17 protein-coding genes are annotated in these 17,220 nt (G+C 64.6%); 15 read left to right on the top strand and 2 right to left on the bottom strand.

Annotated features, from left to right (window positions below):
* Positions 1-174: 174 nt before the first annotated feature.
* The 4 genes from AC5RVN_RS15925 to AC5RVN_RS15910 all read left to right on the top strand — a co-directional run bounded on the left by AC5RVN_RS15925 (position 175) and on the right by AC5RVN_RS15910 (position 6,779).
* Positions 175-1,623: a DUF3375 family protein gene (locus AC5RVN_RS15925; protein WP_494138585.1), complete on the top strand. Its 1,449-nt coding sequence runs from the start codon at positions 175-177 to the stop codon at positions 1,621-1,623.
* Between the two features lie 2 nt (positions 1,624-1,625).
* Positions 1,626-2,393, top strand: coding sequence for a DUF4194 domain-containing protein (locus AC5RVN_RS15920; RefSeq protein WP_494138584.1), 768 nt, complete (start codon positions 1,626-1,628; stop codon positions 2,391-2,393).
* Entirely contained in the window at positions 2,390-5,869 is a 3,480-nt protein-coding gene (locus AC5RVN_RS15915) for an ATP-binding protein (RefSeq protein WP_494138583.1), read from the top strand. The genes AC5RVN_RS15920 and AC5RVN_RS15915 overlap by 4 nt, the downstream gene beginning before the upstream one ends.
* 181 nt (positions 5,870-6,050) lie before the next feature.
* On the top strand, positions 6,051-6,779 hold the full coding sequence (locus tag AC5RVN_RS15910; protein ID WP_494138582.1) for a hypothetical protein: 729 nt from the start codon (positions 6,051-6,053) through the stop codon (positions 6,777-6,779).
* Between the two features lie 70 nt (positions 6,780-6,849).
* On the opposite strand, the gene AC5RVN_RS15905 is transcribed toward AC5RVN_RS15910, so the two are convergent.
* Positions 6,850-7,344 carry an FBP domain-containing protein gene (locus AC5RVN_RS15905; protein ID WP_494042303.1) on the bottom strand — a complete coding sequence of 165 codons (495 nt, stop codon included), beginning with the start codon at positions 7,342-7,344 and terminating at the stop codon, positions 6,850-6,852.
* Between the two features lie 371 nt (positions 7,345-7,715).
* Here AC5RVN_RS15905 and AC5RVN_RS15900 point away from each other — a divergent pair, with 371 nt between their 5' ends.
* The 6 genes from AC5RVN_RS15900 (at position 7,716) to AC5RVN_RS15875 (ending at position 14,092) form a co-directional block, all read left to right on the top strand.
* The gene (locus AC5RVN_RS15900; protein ID WP_494138581.1) at positions 7,716-8,807 is read left to right on the top strand and encodes an ABC transporter substrate-binding protein; all 1,092 of its coding nucleotides are present in this window, start codon (positions 7,716-7,718) and stop codon (positions 8,805-8,807) included.
* A 10-nt stretch (positions 8,808-8,817) separates the two neighbouring features.
* Positions 8,818-9,909, top strand: coding sequence for a FecCD family ABC transporter permease (locus AC5RVN_RS15895; RefSeq protein WP_494138580.1), 1,092 nt, complete (start codon positions 8,818-8,820; stop codon positions 9,907-9,909).
* A gap of 104 nt (positions 9,910-10,013) precedes the next feature.
* Positions 10,014-11,036 (top strand): FecCD family ABC transporter permease, encoded by a 1,023-nt coding sequence (locus tag AC5RVN_RS15890; RefSeq protein ID WP_494138641.1) that lies wholly within the window; start codon positions 10,014-10,016, stop codon positions 11,034-11,036.
* Position 11,037: 1 nt separating this feature from the next.
* Positions 11,038-11,865 (top strand): ABC transporter ATP-binding protein, encoded by an 828-nt coding sequence (locus AC5RVN_RS15885; protein WP_494138579.1) that lies wholly within the window; start codon positions 11,038-11,040, stop codon positions 11,863-11,865.
* A complete protein-coding gene (locus tag AC5RVN_RS15880; protein WP_494106144.1) occupies positions 11,862-12,908 on the top strand; it encodes a siderophore-interacting protein in 1,047 nt (348 codons plus the stop codon). Before AC5RVN_RS15885 ends, AC5RVN_RS15880 begins: the two co-directional genes overlap by 4 nt.
* Before the next feature lie 341 nt (positions 12,909-13,249).
* Entirely contained in the window at positions 13,250-14,092 is an 843-nt protein-coding gene (locus tag AC5RVN_RS15875; RefSeq protein ID WP_494138578.1) for an SGNH/GDSL hydrolase family protein, read from the top strand.
* Here AC5RVN_RS15875 and AC5RVN_RS15870 read toward each other — a convergent pair.
* Positions 14,089-14,376: a YciI family protein gene (locus AC5RVN_RS15870; protein ID WP_494042297.1), complete on the bottom strand. Its 288-nt coding sequence runs from the start codon at positions 14,374-14,376 to the stop codon at positions 14,089-14,091. The genes AC5RVN_RS15875 and AC5RVN_RS15870 overlap by 4 nt on opposite strands.
* Before the next feature lie 68 nt (positions 14,377-14,444).
* Here AC5RVN_RS15870 and AC5RVN_RS15865 point away from each other — a divergent pair, with 68 nt between their 5' ends.
* The 5 genes from AC5RVN_RS15865 to rpsN all read left to right on the top strand — a co-directional run bounded on the left by AC5RVN_RS15865 (position 14,445) and on the right by rpsN (position 16,700).
* The gene (locus AC5RVN_RS15865; RefSeq protein WP_494042296.1) at positions 14,445-14,924 is read left to right on the top strand and encodes a MarR family winged helix-turn-helix transcriptional regulator; all 480 of its coding nucleotides are present in this window, start codon (positions 14,445-14,447) and stop codon (positions 14,922-14,924) included.
* Between the two features lie 48 nt (positions 14,925-14,972).
* Positions 14,973-15,734, top strand: coding sequence for an SGNH/GDSL hydrolase family protein (locus AC5RVN_RS15860; protein ID WP_494138577.1), 762 nt, complete (start codon positions 14,973-14,975; stop codon positions 15,732-15,734).
* 254 nt (positions 15,735-15,988) lie between these two features.
* A complete protein-coding gene (gene rpmB, locus AC5RVN_RS15855) occupies positions 15,989-16,225 on the top strand; it encodes a 50S ribosomal protein L28 (protein ID WP_003798559.1) in 237 nt (78 codons plus the stop codon).
* Positions 16,225-16,392, top strand: a complete 168-nt coding sequence (rpmG, locus tag AC5RVN_RS15850) for a 50S ribosomal protein L33 (RefSeq protein ID WP_013602737.1) — start codon at positions 16,225-16,227, stop codon at positions 16,390-16,392. The genes rpmB and rpmG overlap by 1 nt, the downstream gene beginning before the upstream one ends.
* A 2-nt stretch (positions 16,393-16,394) precedes the next feature.
* Positions 16,395-16,700: a 30S ribosomal protein S14 gene (rpsN, locus tag AC5RVN_RS15845; RefSeq protein ID WP_494042294.1), complete on the top strand. Its 306-nt coding sequence runs from the start codon at positions 16,395-16,397 to the stop codon at positions 16,698-16,700.
* Positions 16,701-17,220 lie beyond the last annotated feature (520 nt).

Below are 17,220 nucleotides of genomic sequence, written 5' to 3'. Positions count from 1 at the left end.
GCAGCAGGCTTGCCCAGCCAGAGCCGCGGCAGGCTTAACGGGTTCTTGATATTGGATCGAAACACTACGCCGAAGTAGGTCACGGAGCGGTCGCGGCCGGCTGCGTTAACCTTGTTGTTGGCAGTTTTCCGTTTGGAGCCCCTGCCCCGCCCCCCAACAGTCCAAGGAGAGTGTGTGCCCCGCTCCGCCAGGTCATCGGCTGATGCCATCAGTGCCCGGCTCCGGGACCTCGAACTTCTCACAAAAGGGCCCGCCTGGGCCCTGACCCGCTCCGCCCCCTGGGTGATTGCGGTTCTGCAGGCATCCTTCACCCGCACCCGGCCGCAGCTGCCGCTGGAGGAGTTCCACGCCGACGTCGACTCCTTCCTTGAGGAGCTCCGCCGGCGTGAGCCCGGGCTCGGAGGCGGTGCCAACGGGAAAGCCTTCGGCGACGAGTGGACCCGGCGCCAGTTCCTGACGCGGCGGAACCAGTCGGGCCAGATCGTTTACGAGGTCACTGAGCCGGCGGCCCGTGTGCTCGCCTTCCTCGACAGCCTCTCGAGCGAAAGGTCCACGCTCAACGGATCGCGCCTTGGCACGCTGCTGGGCGACGTCGAGAAGCTCGCCAACGAAACGAACCCGGACCAGAGCGCCCGCCTGGAGTCCCTGGCGGACGAGATCAAGGAGCGCCGGCAGCTGATCCAGGACATCAGCTCCGGCGGGTTCGACGGCCTCCTGGATGACGACGAGGCGGTGGAAGCTGCCGGAAACATCCTGGACCTCGCCGCCAGCCTGCCTGCCGACTACAAGAAGATGCGTGACCGGATCGAGGAACTGGTGGGCGGGCTGCGCAACCAGATCATCGAGGAGTCGCTGACCAAGGGCGCCACGATGGCGCAGGTGCTGGAGGCCGACAAGCGGCTCCGCCAGAGCCCTGAAGGCAGGACTTTCCGTTCCTTCGCGGCGTTCCTGGAGGACCCGCAGCAGCAGCTGAGGTTCCGCTCGGCGATCGGAGAAGTCCTCAGCCGGCAGTTCGCGGACGACCTGTCACCGGAGGACCGGGAAACCCTGAAGAACCTGGTGGCGGAACTCCGCCAGCAGCACAGCCAGATCCAGCGGATTTACGGCAAGCTCAGCGAAAGCCTCAACACTTACGTCCAGAGCGACGATTTCCGCCAGTCCGTCCGGCTCCGGAAGGTCCTGCGGGAAGCCGAACAGGCCATCCGATCCCTTCCGTACGAGCGGGAACGCCCCGGGCTGGTCCCCGGGCCCGTTCTCTTCAACGCGGGGTTCGAGTCGCTGTCCATGGTGAAACTCTTCGACCCGGACGAGTTCGCGGCGCCGCCCAAACTTGCCGACCCCATCGCCTTCAGCGACTCCGACCGCGTGCGCTCGCCGAGGACCGGAAAGGCAAAGCCGGAGGTCATCAGGTCCGCCATGGCCGGCGCGTCCACCCTTTCCGAGGCCTGGCAGCAGCTGCCGCCCGAGGAACAGCACATCAACACCATCCGGGCGCTCCTCTCGCACGCCCTGCACGCCGGGGCAGGCTTCGACAAGGACGGACTCGAAGCCCTGGACTTCGAACAGATAGACGGCACCACGCGCAGGGCCTACCTGCCGCTGGTCACGCTTCCAAAGGATTGATGATGACTGAAGAGACAACCACGACGGCGGCATCGGGCGGGGAGCGGTCACTCACCGGAGTAACCCCCCGCGACACCTTTATCGACGGCGCTGCACTCTTCCCCGGCGATACCGGGGTGCTCTCCATGAAAGTGCGGCAGGCGCTGGTGAAGCTGCTCAAAGGCCCGTACGTGGACGGGGGCCGGGACGAGAAGCTCTGGACCGTCCTGCTGGACAACCAGATCATCCTGCGCAGCCGCCTGTCCGAGCTGCTTCTCACGATGCAACTGGACCACGACCGGAAAATCGCCGTCCTGCGCCCGGTGGACCCGGACGCGATCGGAGGCAGCACCCGCTCAAGCGTCCTCCGGCAGCAGCGTGCGCTCAGCCGGGTGGAGACCATCGTGCTTTTGAGGATGCGTTTGCTGCTCGACCGCCACGTCACGGCGCAGACAGATCCCACCGTCACCCGCGAGGAAATTGCCGACCTGGTGACGCACTACCAGCCCGCAGGCCAGCAGGACGCGCTGCGGGATTCGGACGTGGTCAACAGGGCCGTCACGAAACTGCTGGCCCGCCAGCTCCTCCTGCCCACCGGCCTGGACGACGTCTACACCATTTCAAACGCCCTGCCCCTTGCCCTCCCCTTCGACAACATCGGCGATATTCCGGCCCAAATAGAAGCACTGGCGGCAGCCACCACGGATGCCGCGGGCACCGAGGCCCTGATTGAGCTCGATCCGGATCCAGTGGCCGGCCCCACTGAAACTGAAGCGGAGGCAGCGGAGTGAGCATCGCAACCATGCTGCCGATGGGCGAGCTGACCAACCCCGGCCAAATGCGCCTGGCCCTGGTGCAGGTAGTCAACTGGGGCACCTTCCACGGGGCGCACACCATGCATGTGGACCGCAACGGCACGCTGCTCACCGGAAACTCGGGCGTCGGCAAGTCGACGTTGTTCGACGCCATGCTGCGGGTCTTCGACGCCAGGCCGAGGTCCAATGAAGCCGCTGCCCAGCGGGCGGGCGGTGTCGTTGAGGACAAGCGGACCACCTTCACCTACATGCGCGGCAAAGTGGGCGACAAGGCGGTGGGGGAGGGTTCGGCCAGTGCCTTCCAGCGCCCCGGTGCCACGTGGTCCGCCGTCGCGCTGACGTTTGATAACGCCGCGGGCACCCGCGTGACCGTTTCGGCGCTCTTCGACCTGCCGAAGAACGGCACGGAGTCGAGCGTGGGCCGGTTCTACCTTTTGGACCACCAGCCGCTGGACCTTGAAGCGCTCGAGGGCATCGCGGACAAGCGGTTCACGAAGGCTGCCCTCGAGACGATTTTTCCTGAGGCGCAGGTCTTTGACGTCCACAAGACTTTCGCGGAACGGTTCCGCCGGCTGCTCGGCATCAGCTCGGACCAGGCCCTTCCCCTCTTGCGCGTCATCCAGGCGGGCAAGGGGCTTGGCGGCAGCGTCAATACCTTCTTCCGTGACCAGGTCCTGGACGCCCCGGCCACGCTCGCCGCAGCGGACGACGTCGTCGAGGAGTTCAGTAACCTGATGTCCATCCGGCAGCGGCTGGAGGACGTCCGGCAGCAGCGCGACCAGTTGGCCCCGGTTCCCGGGCTGAACAAGGAGTATGCCCAGGCACTCCTGGACGCGAACCGGCTGAGGGACCTCGCACGCGGGGAATTCGAATCCTACAAGCAGCAGCTGGCGGTCACGGTCCACCAGAAGATGCTGGCCCGCTTCAAGGAGCTCGCGCAGGCGAAAGCCAAGGAGCTTGGGGCCGAGCGCTCGGTCCGGGACGGGCTGGCCAAAGAGCTGCGCCAGCTCGAGACCGAGTACAACAACCAGGGCGGCAACGCCATTTCCGCCATCGAGCAGTCCCTGGAAAACGCCCGGGTAGGTTTGAGGCTCCGCCAGCAGGTGGAGGAGGCGGCACGCCGGGCGCTGACCGACGCCGGCCTCCAGCTTGAGTGGACAGCGAAAGGGTGGGAGCAGGCGCACGAGCAGGCCGCCGCCCGGTCTGCCGAGCTCAAGGATGATTCCGAGGCCCTGCAGGAACTCCGCTTTGAGGCCTTCGACGCCCATGCAGCGAAGAAGCGTGAGCTGGCCACAGCTGAGCAGGAGCTCGTGTCGCTGAAGACGCGCAAGTCGCTGCTGCCGCCGTCGAGCATTGAAAACCGGGCAGCGATCGCCGCCTCCACCGGCGTTCCGGAGGACCGGATGCCCTTCGCCGGCGAACTGATGGACCTTGCTGAGGGGGAGGAGAAGTGGCGGCCTGCGGCCGAACGCGTGCTCCGGAGCCTCGCCACCACCCTGCTGGTACCCGGCGATCATTTCGCGGCGGTGACCCGGTACCTTAACGAGCACAACATACGCGGCGCGCTGCGGGCAGTGGACGTTTCCAAGCCGCTCCCGGGCGGCACGCTGGCGTTGGAGGACGTGCACGACGGCGACCTGCTCACCAAGCTGGACCTCCTCGCCTCGGGCGTCGCCTCCGAAGCCGGGGCGTGGGTCCGCGAGCGCATAGCACTGGACTTCGCCTACCCCTGCGTGGAGGACCCGGATGAGCTGGCGCGGCTGGACCGGGGCCTCAGCCTGGGTGGCGTGGTAAAGCGTAACCGGCACACTGTGGAAAAGGACGACCGGTTCACCAGCCGGCAGGATTACGTCCTCGGTTTCGATAACGCCGCCAAACTGGAACTCGTTGCCGGCCAGGTGGCGGACCTGCGGCAGGAGGTGGCCGAAGCGGCGGACTTGGCACAGGCCCGTGAGAATTCGCACCAGGGCATGAGCCGACAGCTCGACGCCCTCCGCCGCATCGCCGAAGACGAGCGTTCCTGGGAACAGGTCTCGGCGGCAGTTGCGGCCGAGGAACTGGCTCGAATCGAGCAACGGTTGAAGGATGCCCTGGCCGCGCAGGCAGACCTTGAGCCCCTCCGCGCAACCATTGACGAGGCGCGGCTAAAGCACCAGCACAGCACGGAGGCCGCTGCTGTGCTGCAGAGCGAGTACAAGGCCTTGGACCGGCAACTCACAGTTGCCGATTCCCTGCTGGAGGCCGCACGCGGGCGCCTTGCCCAGGAGCCGCCGTCGGAAGCGACCACTACTGCACTGGAACCGTACTTCGCCGACTTCGGCGAAGTGACGGAGATGCATGAGCTGGACAACCTCGCCAACCGGGTACGGACTGCACTGCTGGGTGAACTGCACACGGCGGAGTCCCGGGGCCAAACCACGGCCGAGCGCCTGACGAGGATCTTCGAGGGCTTCGTGCGCGACTGGGGGAGCGCCATCTCCGCCGACCACGGCACTACCATCGGGGCTGCCGGTGAGTTTGAGACCCGGTACCACGCCATCGTCAGCGACGGCCTTCCTGCCCAGGAGGCGGAATTCCGGCAGTTCTTCAACCAGCGCACACATGAGTCCTTCAGTACTCTGCTGCACCTGCTCGATGAGGAGCGCCGCTCCATCAGCAGCCGTATCCTTCCGCTGAACGGGATACTCTCGCAGGTGAACTTCCACGAGGGCAGCTTCCTGGAACTGGACATCAAACAGACCCTGCCCCCCACCGCGAAGCAGTTCAAGGACGCCATTCAGAACGCTTTGAAGGCCCGGCACACCCGGCCGGCCCGTGCAGACTCGTCCAAGGCGGAAGTGGCCGGCAGCGAGAGGGACGATGACGCCGAGCTCACCGCCCGCTATAAGTCACTGGAAACCCTGGTCAAGCGGCTGGGCTCGCAGGCGCCGGAGGACAGGCGGTGGCGTGCCGAAGTGCTGGACGTGCGCGGGCACCTGTTCATCCAGTGCAAGGAGCACCGGGAAGTTGCCGGGTCAGCCTCAGGAAAAAAGGCGGGAGCCCAAAGGACTGAGGTCTTTATGCACGCGGACACGGGATCCATGTCCGGCGGCGAGCGGCAGCGCTTCACCGCATTCATCATGGCCGCAGCATTGAGCTACCAGTTGGGCATCGCGGAGCAGGGCTTCACCACCTACGGCACGGTGATGATGGACGAGGCCTTTGTGCTGGCTTCCGAGGAATTTGCGGGGGCCGGAATCAAGGCGCTGCACGAATTTGGGTTCCAGCTCCTGCTCGCTGCCCCCGAAAACGTCATTGACCTGTCCCGGCATCTCGGCTCGGTCACCGAGATACTCCGGGACAAACGCACCAACCGGTCAGGGGTGCTGACGGCTCCGGTCATCCGGCCGCGGCCCGGTGACGAAGGTGCCTGGCGGTCGGAGGCTAACCCGGTGGATATCGTCCTGCGCTGATCTGAGACCGAAAATAACAAATTGATGGATTTATTCTTCGGGCCCTAGTGGGCGCTATTTCTGCTGTGCCACTCTGGGCATAACAACTCACCCCGCCTGAGTAGATCCCATAGGTACTGCGGCTTGCTGGGTCCGCATTGTTCCCCAAGAGAATGATGGCGTCCTCTTGAAAGGCACCCCCATGCGTCCAACACAACGCGCGATATTCCTCCTGACCGCACTGACCGCAGGGGTGTTGTCCCTCGCAGGTTGTGCTGCCGGCGCCCCGGCCGGCAGCAGCGGTTCCACCGGGCCCTCCACCCAGGCGGCCACGCAGAGCGTGGGCGCGCCCACAGAGCCCTCGGCCCCGACGGCCACGCCGAGCCCGGATCCATCCATTGCTCCCGCCGCCACTTCCTCCCCCGTACCTCAGGGGCCGGAAACCTTCACGTTCGCAGACAACCGGCTCTCGTTCGCTTACCCCGCAGGCTGGCGCGTGAAGCACGAGCAGGTGTCCACGTCCCCCGCCGTGGAGACGGCAACCGTCTACGACGCCGCCGGCGCCGAGCAGATCAACATCTACTACGGCCAGGTTGGTGACGCCACGGCCGGCAACGTTTCCAGGAACGTCATTGAGACGGATCCCGTACGGGGACTGATCGGCGCTTCTGTTCCTACACCTCATTCGTCGTTCTATATCGACCGCACCGACGGAACCGCCAATTATCGAATGGGGCTTACCCCGGGGCTGCCCGTTTCACCCGACGGGAAGGTGCAATACGGGCTCGTTCGGCTCGGCGACCGTATTTTGTCTGCGGACGTGCTGTTTTCTGAACCACGGTTTGAAGGGGATGAGGCAGCGCAGGACTGGTATTGGAGCAATGAGGGCCGTGCATTAAAGTCCGTGCTTATGAGCTTCTCCTACCGCTGACCGTAATTAAGGAAGCCCTCCTCCGGCTGGGGGAGGGCTTCCTTCTGCCCACGGGCTGAACCAGCCCAGGCTACTTGGCCTGCACGCGACCCATAAACTGTGCGGTCCGGTCCCACAGGCCTTCGATTTGGCGGAGGACGACGGCGGCCGGGTCCGGGTTGATCTCGTTGGCCGGCGGTTCTTTGCGGACGTTGCCGCAGCACAAAAAGTCGGCGCAAATGAGCGTGCCCACGGTGTTGCCATTACGGCCCGCCTGGCCTGCGCGCCGTGCCACCCACAGAAGGACGTCCTCTTTGGAAAATACGTCGCGGCACAGCTCGCAGAGTACCGAGCGGTTTTTTCGGGCCCCGCCTTCCGGAGCCCGGAGCATAACGCCGGTAAGGCCCTTCGGTCCGGGCACGACGAGGTAACCCCGCAGCGGCATCTTTTCGTCCCGCCATCCCAGGAAGTCCAGGCTGTCCCAGTCAAGGGAGTCCCAGTTCTTGGGGAGGTTGAGCTTCGCGGCCTCGGAACGGCTGGCATTGACGAAAGATGATCTGATTTGTTGGGGCGTGACTGATTGCATGGCTAGCTTTCGTTAGAGATGAGTGGTGGCCCGAACGCGGGCGCGGAAAAGTGGGGCTAGTTATTCCCCGCGGAGCAGGCCGAGGCGGCCGCCCCGCTTTCTATGGCAGCGGGGGCTGTATCAGCCATGCGCATGCTCATTTATCCTCGTGTCCCATCTCATCAGCTGCTGAACGTCAACGTCCTGCCAGCAGTGACATCCTGCCAAAGCCGGCGGCGCCTGTCCAAGGCGCGCCGTAGGCGCAAAGGCAGCAGCGCGGGAACGGGATGTGCCCTTGGTCACCCTGGGGAATAAGCCACAGAAACGTTGCGTAATACGATTGAGGGTAGGTTAGCCTTACTTAAGTTCGCATCATTCACTTAAGGAGTTCCGTGACTTCCCTCCTCTCCCCAGGCCTCAGTGCCACGCGCCGCACGCTGTTCAAATCAGCCGGCAAGGCGACGGCGGTTCTGGCCGCTGCGGCGCTGACCCTCTCCGCCTGCTCCACGGGCCCCGCGTCCTCCAACACGGACGCCAGCGCTTCAGGTTCCACCAGCTCGCAGTTCCCTGTGACCATCGAGCACGTTTACGGCAAGACCACCATCGAAAAGCAGCCCACCCGCGTTGCTACCGTTTCCTGGGTCAACGACGATGTCGCCATTGCCCTCGGCGTTGTCCCGGTGGGTGTCCCCAAGGTCGAGTGGGGCGGCAACGACCAGGGCTCCACGCCCTGGAAGGACGCAGCCCTCGAAGAACTCGGCGCCGGCTCCGGCTCCGGTAAGGCCCCCGTGCAGTACTCCGAGGCGGACGGCATCAACTTCACCGAGATCGCCAAGCTCACCCCGGACGTCATCCTCGCGGCATACTCGGGCCTCATTGAAGAGGACTACAAGAAGCTCACCGAGATTGCTCCCGTTGTTGCCCACCCGGAACTGGCCTACGGCACCCCGTGGCAGGAGTCCACGTCCATTATCGGCAAGGCCCTGGGCAAGGACGCCGAAGCCACAAAGCTGATTTCGGACACCGAGGCCACCATCAAGGAAAAGGTCGCAAAGTACCCGCAGATCCAGGGCAAGAGCTTTATCTACGGCAACCTTGAGCCTGCCTCCGCTGACGGCCTCAACATGTACACCGCGAACGACAACCGTCCCCGCTTCCTCTCCGGAATCGGCATGAAGCTGGCCCCGGTGGTGGAGGAGAACTCCAAGGGTTCAAAGGAATTCTTCATTCCCTGGTCAGCCGAGAAGGCCAACGAGCTCGAATCGGACATCTTCGTTTCCTGGGTGCCGGATGCAGCCACCACTGATTCCATTAAGGCCGATCCCCTCCTGGGACAGATCCCTGCCGTCAAGAACGGCGCCCTTGTAGCCGACTCGGACAACACCCTGACGCTGTCCATCTCGGCCGCCTCTCCGCTGAGTTTGCCGTGGTCACTGGACAAGTTCCTGCCGCAGCTGGCCGCGGCAGCGGACGCAGTGAAGTAGCACCTGCTCCATGACGCACAGTACGACGACGGCGGCCTCCCGGGAAGGGAACGCCGGCACCACAGTGCCGGCGAAAGGACCAGGCGGTCCCTCCCGTGGCCTCGCCTCCGGGGGGAGGCGGGCCGCCTGGCTGCTGGCCGCCGTCGTTGTGCTTGCACTCCTGGCCGGGGCCTCCCTGGCCATCGGCGCCCGGGGCCTTTCCCTCAACGTCGTTTGGGAGGCCCTGACGCAGTTCGATCCCGCGAACGGTGACCACGCCGTGGTCCACGCCCGTATTCCGCGCACTGTCCTTGGACTGCTCGCCGGCGGTGCCCTCGGCCTGGCGGGCGCAGCCATGCAGGGTGTGGCGCGCAACCCGTTGGCTGATCCCGGCATCCTGGGCGTCAACGCCGGCGCCGCGCTGGCCGTGGTCACCGGCATCTATGTCTTCGGTATCGCCACGTTCTCCGGCTATGTCTGGTTCGCTTTTGTGGGGGCAGCAGTTGCCGCCGTCGTGGTGTACCTCATCGCCTCCCTGGGCCGGGACGGCGCTACGCCCGTGAAGCTCGCTCTGGCCGGTGCCGCGCTCAACGCGGGCCTGTACTCCCTGATGAATGTCATCCTGGTTTCCAGCCAGGACACTCTTGACCGGTTCCGCTTTTGGCAGGTGGGCGGGATTGCCGGGCGTGACTGGTCCGTGGTGCTGTCCGGTCTTCCATTCCTGGCCGCCGGCGCCCTTATCGTCTTGTTGACCGGCCGCATCCTCAACGGCCTGGCACTGGGGGATGACATCGCCCGCGGTCTCGGCCAGCGCGTGGGACTGGTCCGCGGCATCACCGCGCTCGGCATCGTGCTGCTGTGCGGTTCGGCCACGTCCCTGGCCGGCCCCATTGGCTTTGTTGGCCTGGTCATTCCCCATGCTGTCCGTTTCCTCACTGGGCCTGACTACCGCTGGATTTTGCCGTTCTCGCTGGTCCTCGCGCCGGTCCTGCTCCTCGGCGCCGACATCATCGGCCGTGTGGTACTCCTTCCCGGGGAAGTTCCGGCCGGCTTTATGACCGCCCTCGTCGGTGCCCCCGTCTTCGTTTGGCTGATCCGCCGGGGCAAAGGGGCCGGACTGTGACGCTCGCCCACGAGAGGAAAGCTGCGGAAACTCCGGTTCCGCTGTCAGCTATCGCTGTCCAAACGGGACCTGAAGGACCAAAACTCACAGGGCAACGCCTCAGCATGGCCCGGGTGAACCGGACCGCCCTTCTGGCCGCCGCCGTCGTGATCCTGTTCGCCGTTTCCGTCCTGCTGGGCAGCTACACCGTCACCATCCCCGACTTTTTAAAGATCCTCCTTGCGCACCTGACCGGCGGCGAGAAGATTCCAGGCGCCGGCTTCATCGTGATGGAGAACAAGCTGACGCGGGCGGTTATTGGCACCATGATCGGACTGGCGTTCGGCCTGGCAGGCGCCCTGTTCCAGACCATGCTGCGCAACCCGCTGGCCAGTCCCGACGTCATCGGCATCAGCTACGGCGCCAGTGCTGCCGCCGTTGTGGCCATCGTGGTCTTTGGCGCCTCCGGCGCGGCCGTCTCCGGTGCTGCACTTTTCGGCGCCCTGGGCGTGGCCGCCATCATCTATGCCATCTCCAGTGGGGCCATGCGCGGAACCAGCCGCGGCGATGCCGCCGGCAACCGGCTCATCCTGGCAGGCGTAGGAATCGCGGCGGCGCTGCACGCGGTGGTTAACTTCCTGATGACCCGGGCGGACATCCGCACCGCCGCTGATGCCCTTGTCTGGCTCAACGGGTCCCTGAACTCCGCCAGCTGGGACCGGGCTGGCGTCCTTGCCCTCGCCCTTGCGGTCCTGATCCCCGCCGTGATGGCCATCGCCGGCCCCCTGCGCATCCTCGAACTCGGCCCCGACGCTGCCGCCGGGCTGGGCATCCGGGTAGGCGCCACCCGCCTGGCACTGGTGATCACCGCGGTGTCGCTGGCAGCAGTCGCGACGGCGGCAGCCGGCCCGGTCTCATTCGTCGCTTTCCTCGCCGGCCCCATCGCCCGTCGGTTCACCGGCAAGGCAAGTCTTCCGGCGTCGGCTCTTGTTGGTGCCGTTATTGTCCTTGCAGCCGACTATGTGGCCGCCAACCTTGCACCCCTGCTGCTGGACGGTACGGTCCTGCCGGTGGGCGTGATCACCGGCGCGCTGGGTGCCCCCTTCCTGCTGTGGCTCCTGGTCACGGCCAACCGAAAGGATGCCTGACATGGCAGTTTTAAAGGCTGAGGACCTGACGCTGAAATACGATCAGCGCTGCGTGGTGGACGGGCTTACCGCCGAGATTCCCGAGGGCAAAGTGACAATGATCGTCGGTGCCAATGCCTGCGGGAAATCCACCCTCCTCCGCGGACTGTCCCGGCTCCTTAAGCCCGCGGCCGGCGCGGTGACCCTGGACGGCAAGGACATCCACCAGCGCCCCGCACGGGAACTGGCGCGCACCCTTGGCCTGCTCCCGCAGCACCCCACCGCCCCTGACGGCATCGTTGTCCGCGACCTTGTGGGCCGCGGCCGCTACCCCCACCAGGGCTTCTTCCGCAGCTGGAGGGAGGGGGACTTGTCCCCACATGATCTCGCCGTGCAGCGCGCGCTGGAAGCCACCGGGACGATGGCCCTCGCCGAGAGGAACGTGGACGAACTCTCCGGCGGGCAGCGGCAGCGGGTCTGGATCGCCATGGCACTTGCCCAGGAAACCGACGTCCTGCTACTGGATGAGCCCACCACTTACCTTGACCTTGCCCACCAGGTGGAAGTCCTGGACCTGGTGACCGACCTGAACCGCCAGCGCGGAACCACCGTGGCCATCGTCCTGCACGACCTGAACCTGGCTGCCCGCTACGCGGACAACGTGATTGCCATGAAGGGCGGCGCCGTGGTGGCAGTAGGGGCGCCCCAAAAGGTGGTGACGGAAGGCCTGGTCCGCAGCGTCTTCGGGCTGGAATCGCGCGTCATTCCGGATCCCGTCTCCGGAACCCCCCTGATCATTCCCATCGGCCGGCACCACGTCCCCGCCAACGAACTGGAGCTCGTTTCATGAAGACCCGCGACCTGCCCGCCGCCTCCACCGAGCCGATGACCCTGGCTTTTGAGGTCACCGTTTCCTCAGTGCAGGAACTCAGCCCCAACTTCCGCAGGATTACCTTCGGCGGATACTCGCTGCGGGACTTCGGCGTCAACGGCGATACCCTCGACCTCAGGATCAAACTCATGATCCCGTCCCTGGCCGCCGACGGCACGCCGCTGCCTTTGCCCGTCTTCGAGATGAGCCATGCCGGCTGGTACCGCGAATGGCTTGCCATGGACCCGGCGGTGCGCGGCTCCATGCGCACCTACACCGTCCGCCAGGCCCGCCTGGACACCGTGTATCCCGAGATCGATGTCGACTTCGTCATGCACTTCGACAGCCACGGCAACGGCGGACCTGCCGCCAACTGGGCCCTGAACGCCAAGCCCGGAGATGCCCTTACCCTCATCGGCCCAAACAACCGGGCCGCCCAATGCGCTACTGCCGAAGCTTATGGCGGTGTCGAGTGGCGGCCCGGCCTTGCGCAGCGCGTCCTGCTCGCCGGCGATGAAACAGCCATCCCCGCCATCTCCGCCATCCTGGAAAGCCTGCCCGAATACATGACCGGCCACGCCTTCCTCGAAGTCCCCGAAGCGGGTGACTTCCTTGAACTCTCCTCGCCCGCCGACATCGAAATCACCTGGCTGGCGCGCGGCGCCGCGATTGGCCGGTCCCGGCCGCACGGCGAACTGCTCCAGCACGCCGTCCGCAAGGCAGTCCCCGTGCCCGGCTGGGTGGGAATCAAAGCAGCCGACAGCGGTGCCGGACCTGAGCCCGAAGACGTCAACGTGGACGTCGACATCCTCTGGGAAACACCCCAGCGGATGGAGACGGCCGAAATCCAGGCCACTAAAAACCCCGGCATGCCCGCAGGCGCCATGCCCTTCTACGCCTGGATTGCCGGCGAAGCAGCCGTCATCAAGGACATGCGGCGGTACCTTGTCCGGGACGTCGGCATTGACCGGAAGCAGGTTGCTTTCATGGGGTACTGGCGTCAGGGTAAGGCCGAGGGGTAAGCCTCTCTCGTCGCTGGGTGCCTGGGTGCTGGCTGCGCCGGCGCCGCGGCGGGAGGCACACCCTCTGCGTGCTCGCTCGTTCCTCGCTTAGACGCACGCTGCCGGATGTCCCTCCCGCCGCTTCAAAACTTCCCTGCGACCTCCTGACGTTCGCTCACCTTTGCCCGTAAACCTAAACGCTCGCTCAGCTCTTGCGGTCAAAACCCAAACGCTCTTTCAGATAACGCTGGTTTTTTCTGCACGCTCGCTCAGCTTCTGCGGTTAAACCAACACGCTCTGGCACTTACTGTTCATCCCGGCGTCGTACTCGCTTTTCTTTGGGTGATTACTTTGAGCGGGTGATGCCTGATCCTTTGCTTCCTGCGTCCGGGCGGCGGGTGTTTGTGGCTTTGGGGGATTCTTTCACCGAGGGAGTCGGGGACCGGGACGAGCGGTTGCCCAACGGCGTGCGGGGCTGGGCCGACCGGGTGGCGGAAAAGCTCGCCAAGGCACAGCCAGGATGGCGGTACGCAAACCTGGCAATCAGGAGCAAACGGCTCCGGCACGTCATCGGCGAGCAACTGGAACCGGCGCTGGGCATGCGGCCCGCCCTGGTCACCCTCTACGCCGGCGGCAACGACATCCTGGACCTGAAGACGGACATGGGCGCGCTCATGGCCGAATATGAAAACCTCGTGGCGCAGCTCGCGGAAACGGGTGCCACGCTGGTGCTCTTCACCGGCTTCGATGTGAAAGTCTCGGCACTGTTGGAGCCATTAAAGAAGCGCAACAACTTCTACAACGAGCAGGTCCGGGCAATTGCAGCCAAGTACGGCGCGGTGCTGGTGGACTACTGGTGCCTGGACGCTTTCCACGACCGCCGGATGTGGGATTCGGACCGCCTCCACATGTCCAAGGCCGGACACAAGTACCTCGCAGGACAAGTACTGGACCAGCTGGGCGTGCCGCACAAGATCCGGCGCAAGGACTGGGAACCGCCGGAAAAGCTAAGCCTGCGGGAATGGGAACAAAGCCAGCGCCGCTGGGTCCACGACTGGGTCCTGCCGCTGTTCGGCCGGAAACTCCGGGGGGTCACACTAGGTGACAGGCTCACCGCGCGCTGGCCGGAACCGGTAAAAGTGCCGCGAAAAGGCGGCTTGAAAAGGGTAGCGTCAACGGCCCCCGGAGCCGGCGCGGGGGCCTAGCTGTCCAGCAGGTTCTCAAAACCCGCGGCAACCCTCGCAGCGTGGAACTCGACCACCTCGAAGTCGGCAACACCATTCGAGTAGAACGGGTCCTGCGCCAAGGCGGCGTCGAGGGTGGCGCGGTCAGTTCGCGAGAGCAACATACCGCCCGTCCGGGGAACCTTGCGCCCGGCAGCGATGAACACCCCGTCGTCAAAGGCCTTCTTCAGCCATGCGATATGTGCGTCGTTGTGGAAGTCCACAATGTCCTGGGGAACCCGGTAGCTCAATGAGACAACATACATGCCCCCAGCCTACGGGGGCATTGCTGCTACTTGAAGGATCAACCGCCCCCTTCTCGTAGAATGGGCAGATGACCGAACCCCGCTGGCTGTCCGCCGACGAACGCCGTGCCTGGCTTGCCCTGGTGAGCATCAACACGCTCCTGCCGGCGGCCCTCGACACCAAGCTTCATGCCGCGGGGAAGCTGTCCCTCTTCGACTACACAGTCCTTGCCATGTTGTCGGAGGCGGAGGGCCGGTTCCTGCCTATGAGCGAGCTGGCTGCCCGAAGCAGCGCATCGTTGTCGCGGCTTTCGCATGTGGTGACCAAGCTTCAGAAGCGGGGGTGGGTGGAACGCCGTCCGCATCCGCACGATGCCCGCGTTACCACGGCACACCTCACGGAAGAAGGCATGGCTACCATCGTGGGCCTGGCACCCGGCCATGTTGAAACTGTCCGGGACCTGTTCCTGGACGCCCTGACCGAGCAGGACGTGCTGGACCTGGCACGGATCGGTGAAAAGGTGGTGGGCCGGCTGGACTCCGACCACTGGATCCTTAGGGAAAGCTAGGCACCAAACCGGTTGGTTGCTCCCAGCAACTGCTGGCAAACTGGCCAGATGGAATTTACTACCCGGTTCGTGGCCCTTGGCGACTCTTTCACCGAAGGGGTAGGCGACGACGATCCCGCCCGCCCCAATGGAGTTCGCGGTTGGGCTGACCGTGTGGCGGAGCAGCTTGGCGCCGCCGACCCCGGCTTCGGCTACGCCAACCTCGCCATCCGCGGAAGGAAACTCCGCCAGATCCTTGCCGAACAGGTGGACGCCGCCGTCGAACTCAAACCCACCCTGGTAAGCATTTACGCGGGCGCCAACGATATCCTCCGCCCGAGGATCGACATTGACGAGCTCCTGGTGGAGTACGACGGCGCCATCGCCAAACTGCGCGCCACCGGCGCCACTGTGGTCATGTTCACCGGCTTCGACTCCAGGGGATCAAAGGTCTTCAGCACCACCCGCGGTCGCACGGCCATTTACAACGAACTGGTGCGCGGCATCGCCGGAGACCATGGAGCGTTGCTTGTGGACTACTGGCGCTTCAGCGAGTACTACGACTGGGGCATGTGGGCCCAGGACAGGATGCACATGTCCGCCGCGGGGCATGCCAACATGGCCAAACGCGTGCTGGACGTCCTGGAGCACGACCACTCCCTTGAGGTTCCCCCCATGACACCTGTGCCGGAGCTCAGCCGGGTGGAGGCACTCCGCGCAAATGCCCGCTGGGTGCGGGAGTTCGCCGCCCCATGGGTTGTCCGCCGGGTCACCGGAAAGTCATCCGGTGACAACCTGCAGCCGAGGTACCCCCAGCTCACAAGGCTCTAGCGGCCGGGCCTCCTTATACACCCTTTAGGGCCTGATTGGTCTTTAATTGCACGAACTCGTAGACTTGGTAGGCGCTAAGTGCGCGGAGCGTGCGCAATTGCTCCGGCAGCCCGGTAATTTTTCCAGGGCGGCCGGTAGTTAGGGGCTCAAGTTGCGTGACTAACCGTTGCCCTTCTTCAATTTTGGGTCGCCCTTAGCAGCATGGTCCAGCAGCAGATATGCGGATCATTACTTTCAATTCTTGAGGAGAAGTCATGGCAGCACACTGCCAAGTGACCGGAGCCGAGCCGGGCTTTGGGCACAGCATTTCGCACTCGCACCGCCGCAACAAGCGTCGGTTCGATCCGAACATTCAGAAGAAGCGCTACTGGGTTCCGTCCCTGCGCCGTAATGTCACGCTGCAGGTTTCTGCAAAGGGCATCAAGACCATCGACGTACGCGGCATCGACGTTGTCGTCGCCGACATTCTCGCTCGTGGGGTGAAGCTCTAGTGGCTAAGGACAAGGACGTACGTCCGATCATCAAGCTCAAGTCGACCGCGGGCACGGGTTACACCTACGTAACCCGCAAGAACCGTCGTAACGATCCGGACCGTATGGTCCTGAAGAAGTACGACCCCAAGATCCGCCAGCACGTCGAATTCCGAGAGGAGCGCTAAACATGGCTAAGAAGTCCAAGATTGCTCGCAATGAGCAGCGCAAGGTCATCGTTGAGCGTTACGCTGCGAAGCGCCTCGAGCTGAAGAAGACCCTGGTTGACGAAAACGCAACCGACGAAGCACGCGAAGCAGCCCGCCTGGGCCTGCAGAAGCTGCCCCGCAACGCGTCCCCGATCCGTGTCCGCAACCGCGACATCATCGACGGCCGCCCCCGCGGTACCTTCCAGAAGTTCGGCATCTCCCGTGTCCGCCTGCGCGACATGGCCCACAGGGGCGAACTTCCGGGCATCACCAAGTCCTCCTGGTAATTCAGCCACGCTGATACCAGCTGCTTGAGAAAGGGCCGGCAACCTCACGGTTGCCGGCCCTTTCTGCGTTAAAGCTTGTTGACCGTACCCGCCGGATCCATCATCTGGGTGTGGTGCAGCACATGCAGGGAAAGTCCGACGGCGTGCTGCCGGTAAGGCGACCATGCCCGCTTCAGCGGCACAATGGTGCGGAGCAGGCCCCTCTGAAGGGGGATTTGCGGAGCGGCCGAAGGGGGTGTATTGTTTTCTAAGTCGCCGCGAGGGAAACAGCGAAGAGCTGGATGCCCCGGGCGGCCAAAACCCCCAAAATCAATACCAATTCTGGTAGGGCTTTCGAGTGCTCCCTGAAGAGGTGGGGACGAACCTCCCACCGATGAGAATCCTGAAACACGGATTTGATTCGGAGCCGGGGTTCGGGTAAGTTTGAAAAGTTGCTCCGGAGCGATCCACATGGCGTGTTGTTGTGGTGGTGGTGCCGGGTGTGTCTGTTGTTTGAGAACTCAATAGTGTGCCAAGTTTG

The sequence above is a fragment of the Arthrobacter sp. sptzw32 genome, from assembly GCF_059089735.1.
The sequence above is the reverse complement of the archived record's forward strand: the minus strand, read 5'-3'. Positions and strand labels throughout refer to the sequence as shown.

Coding starts and splice junctions, on each gene's coding strand:
- AC5RVN_RS15920 (WP_494138584.1), top strand. CDS start 1,626: ATGACTGAAGAGACAACCACGACGGCGGCATCGGGCGGGGAGCGGTCA.
- AC5RVN_RS15910 (WP_494138582.1), top strand. CDS start 6,051: ATGCGTCCAACACAACGCGCGATATTCCTCCTGACCGCACTGACCGCA.
- AC5RVN_RS15905 (WP_494042303.1), bottom strand. CDS start 7,344: ATGCAATCAGTCACGCCCCAACAAATCAGATCATCTTTCGTCAATGCC.
- AC5RVN_RS15895 (WP_494138580.1), top strand. CDS start 8,818: ATGACGCACAGTACGACGACGGCGGCCTCCCGGGAAGGGAACGCCGGC.
- AC5RVN_RS15890 (WP_494138641.1), top strand. CDS start 10,014: ATGGCCCGGGTGAACCGGACCGCCCTTCTGGCCGCCGCCGTCGTGATC.
- AC5RVN_RS15885 (WP_494138579.1), top strand. CDS start 11,038: ATGGCAGTTTTAAAGGCTGAGGACCTGACGCTGAAATACGATCAGCGC.
- AC5RVN_RS15880 (WP_494106144.1), top strand. CDS start 11,862: ATGAAGACCCGCGACCTGCCCGCCGCCTCCACCGAGCCGATGACCCTG.
- AC5RVN_RS15875 (WP_494138578.1), top strand. CDS start 13,250: ATGCCTGATCCTTTGCTTCCTGCGTCCGGGCGGCGGGTGTTTGTGGCT.
- AC5RVN_RS15870 (WP_494042297.1), bottom strand. CDS start 14,376: ATGTATGTTGTCTCATTGAGCTACCGGGTTCCCCAGGACATTGTGGAC.
- AC5RVN_RS15865 (WP_494042296.1), top strand. CDS start 14,445: ATGACCGAACCCCGCTGGCTGTCCGCCGACGAACGCCGTGCCTGGCTT.
- AC5RVN_RS15860 (WP_494138577.1), top strand. CDS start 14,973: ATGGAATTTACTACCCGGTTCGTGGCCCTTGGCGACTCTTTCACCGAA.
- rpmB (WP_003798559.1), top strand. CDS start 15,989: ATGGCAGCACACTGCCAAGTGACCGGAGCCGAGCCGGGCTTTGGGCAC.
- rpsN (WP_494042294.1), top strand. CDS start 16,395: ATGGCTAAGAAGTCCAAGATTGCTCGCAATGAGCAGCGCAAGGTCATC.